3 protein-coding genes are annotated in these 3527 nt (G+C 70.7%); all 3 read left to right on the top strand.

The annotated features are described in order from the left end of the window. On the top strand, window positions 1-1572 hold a 1572-nt coding region (locus VFF46_RS33445), incomplete at its 5' end, for an IS1182 family transposase (protein WP_325041245.1). Between the two features lie 250 nt (window positions 1573-1822). Next, window positions 1823-2599: an SDR family oxidoreductase gene (locus VFF46_RS33440; protein WP_325041244.1), complete on the top strand. Its 777-nt coding sequence runs from the start codon at window positions 1823-1825 to the stop codon at window positions 2597-2599. Window positions 2600-2718: 119 nt separating this feature from the next. Next, on the top strand, window positions 2719-3527 hold an 809-nt coding region (locus VFF46_RS33435), incomplete at its 3' end, for an MFS transporter (RefSeq protein WP_325041243.1).

The following is a 3527-nucleotide window of genomic DNA, read 5'->3' as shown; positions in this document are numbered from 1 at the left end:
GAGATTTTGGATGTCGAGTCGGTGGCCGGGCATCTGTTGCCTGAGGGCGGGGTGTTCGCGTTTCTGGCGGCGCATCGCCGCGAGTTGTTTCCCGAGGAGATGTTCGCTGATCTGTTCAAGCCGGGTGGGCGGCCGTCGGTTCCGGCTGAGGTGATCGCCTCGGTGATCGTGTTGCAGACTTTGAACAACTTCTCCGACACCGAGGCGGTCGAGGCGGTGACGTTCGATCTGCGGTGGAAGGCTGCGTGCGGGCTCGCGGTTACGGCGAAGGGGTTCCATCCGACCACGTTGACGGTGTGGCGGGGACGGCTGCGTCGATCTTCACGTCCGGACCGGATCTTCGACGCGGTCCGGGAGGTGGTTGCGCAGACCGGGGTGCTGGCCGGGAGGACCCGTCGGGCGTTGGATTCCACGGTGCTCGATGACGCGGTCGCGACCCAGGACACGGTGACCCAGTTGATCGCCGCGATCCGCCGGGTCGGGCGGGAGGTGCCCGGTGCGGCCGCGGTGATCGCGGCGCACTGCTCGGCGCATGACTACGCCCAGCCCGGTAAGCCGCGGATCGTCTGGGACGACCAGGCCGCCCGGGAAGAGCTGGTCGATGCGCTGGTCAGCGACGCGCACCGGCTACTGGGACAGTTGCCCGATACCGAGCTCGACTCGACGGCCGCGGATGCGGTGGCGTTGCTGGCCCTGATCGCTGGGCAGGACGTTGAGCCGGCCGAGGACTCCGACGGCACCGACGGGCGGTGGCGGATAGCCCGCCGGGTCGCCCCGGACCGGGTGATCTCCACCGTGGACCCGCAGGCCCGGCACGCCCACAAGACCCGCGCCCGGCGCCAGGACGGCTATAAGGCCCACATCGTGGTCGAGCCCGACACCGGGATCATCACCGACACCGCGCTGGCCCCCGCCGCCGGAGCGGACAATTCCGACGCCGCGGTCGGGGTCGAGCTGTTGCTGGGCACCGACTCACAACAGCCCGAGCAGCCCGAACAGGGCCAGCGGTGGGAGGTGCTCGCGGATTCCGCCTACGGCACCGGGCAGGCGCTGGAAGCCATCGAGGCGGCCGGGCATACCCCGATCATCAAGCCATGGCCGCTGCGCCCGGCCGTGACCGGCGGATTCACCCTCGATGACTTCACCGTCATTGAGCCCGACGGTGACCAGCCAGGCTCGGTGACCTGCCCGAACGGGCTCACCCGGCCGATCACCACCCGGCGCGGTGTGACGTTCGGGGCGGGCTGTCGTGGATGCCCGCTGCGGGCACGCTGCACTACCAGCAAGACCGGCCGCTCGTTGACCCTGCACCCACTCGACGCGATCACTCGCGCCCACCGACAACACGCCCAGGATCCACAGTTCCAGGCCGTCTACCGCCAGCACCGACCCATGGTCGAACGCTCGATCTCCTGGCTGGTCGCCGGCGGCAACCGGCGGCTGCGCTTCCGTGGAACCAGCCCCAACAACCAGTGGCTGCACCACCGCGTCGCCGGGCTCAACCTGCGCCGCCTGCTCGCCCTCGGACTAACCCGCGCCGCCGGGACCTGGACCATCCCAGCCCCCGCCTGACCACCCGGCAGCCCCCACAGTCTTGACCGAGCCCACCGCGAGCGCGACCCTAGCCACGACGGGCAGGGTGAACTCGTTGTCACGCTCCTCCGGGACCGCTGACCCACACGCCGCACAGACGGCCTTGAGAGACCCTGCCCGTCACCCACGCCCGCACAGGTGCCCTATTTCAGGAGCGTCCTAGGGCGCCGCTGTCGCACGCCCGTCTCATTGCGCGCGGGGCCCCGGTGTGCCGTGCTACGTTTGGTCTATGATCGACGAACATCGAACGACACTCGGGACCGGTGGGTTCACCGGGCGCGCTGTCGTCGTCACCGGGGCGGGGTCCGGGATCGGCAGGGCGATCGCGCGGGCGTTCGCCGCCGCCGGAGCTGGCGTGCTCGCGGTGGGCCGGCGGCCGGATGCGCTGGCCGAGACGGCGGGGGAGCATCCGTCGATCGTGCCGTTCGCGGCGGACCTGCGCGACGAGAGCGCCGGGGAGGTGATCGTCGCCACCGCGCTGGCCCGGTGGAACCGGCTCGACGTGCTGGTCAACAACGCGGGCGTGTTCGCCGCCATGCCGCTGGCCGAGGCGACGGCCGCCCGGATCGACGACCTCGTCGCCACGAACCTGACCGCACCGAGCCTGCTGGCCAAGGCCGCGCTGGCCCCGCTGCGCGAGCGGGGTGGCGCGATCATCAACGTGTCGAGCACCTTCGGCCACCGCCCGATCGCCGGCGCCGCCCACTACGGGGCGACCAAGGCCGCGATCGAGCAGCTCACCCGCAGCTGGGCGCTCGAGCTTGCGCCGGACGGTGTCCGCGTGAACGCCGTCGCGCCCGGCCCGACGGAGAGTGAGGCGCTGTCCTCCGCCGGGCTGCCCGAGGCGGTCATCGCGCAGATCAAGGCAGAGGAGACGGCGCGCATCCCGCTCGGCCGGCGCGGCGATCCGGCCGAGGTTGCTGACTGGGTGCTGCGGCTGGCCGACCCGGCCGCCTGGGTGACCGGGCAGGTGCTCGCGGTCGACGGAGGCCTGGGGCTGAACTGACGCGAGGCTCCCTGGCCCACTGAGAACATTCCAAGGAATGGTGTTTCTCGAGGTCGGAAATTCGGCCGCTGTAACGGATCGTCCATAACATGTCGACACGCGCCGAATACCGTCGCCCCATGGCTGTTCGCGAGGACTCCGCGTTGTCCGATCCCCGGCACGGTGATGTCCACCTCCGGCGGGTGGCGACCGCGAGCCTGATCGGCACGACGATCGAGTTCTACGACCTGTTCCTGTACGGGCTGGCGGCGAGCCTGGTGTTCGGGCCTGAGTTCTTTCCGAAAGCGTCGCCGACTGCCGGCTCGCTGGTTTCTCTGGCCACTTTTGGGGTCGGTTTCATCGCCCGGCCTTTCGGTGGAGTGCTGTTCGGCCATTTCGGCGACCGGCTGGGCCGCAAGCGCGCGCTCGTGGTCACGCTCATGCTCGCCGGCGCGAGCACGTTCCTCACCGGGCTGCTGCCGACGTACGACCAGATCGGCGTTCTCGCCCCGGTGCTGCTGGTGCTGCTCCGGCTCGTGCAGGGCGTCGCGATCGGTGGCGAGTGGGGCGGGGCCGTGCTGCTCGCCATGGAGCACGCGCCGCGCGCCCGGCGCGGGCTGTACAGCAGCTTCGCGCAGATGGGCAACCCGATCGGCCTCGTCGCCGCGATCGTCGTGCTCGGCCTGTGCAACGGCGTGCTCTCCGGGACGGAGTTCGTCGCCTGGGGCTGGCGGATCCCGTTCCTGCTCAGCGTGGTCCTGGTGGCCGTGGGGCTCGTCGTGCGCCTGCGCCTGCTGGAGAGTCCGGAGTTCGTGCAGGTCAGGGCGGCTCAACAGATCGTGCGGTTGCCGGTCGTCTCGGTGCTGCGCCGGCAGCCCCGGGCGCTGGTGTTCGGCACGCTCGCCGCGACCGCGTCACCGGCGATCGGGCTGCTGGTGAACGTCTACCT

The sequence above is a fragment of the Kribbella sp. genome (genome assembly GCF_035655035.1).
Taxonomy (GTDB): domain Bacteria; phylum Actinomycetota; class Actinomycetes; order Propionibacteriales; family Kribbellaceae; genus Kribbella.
This window is presented reverse-complemented; position numbering and strand designations above follow the sequence as displayed.

Bases quoted from the DNA above. Each gene is read 5' to 3' on its own strand.
- VFF46_RS33440 (WP_325041244.1), top strand. From the start codon at position 1,823: ATGATCGACGAACATCGAACGACACTCGGGACCGGTGGGTTCACCGGG.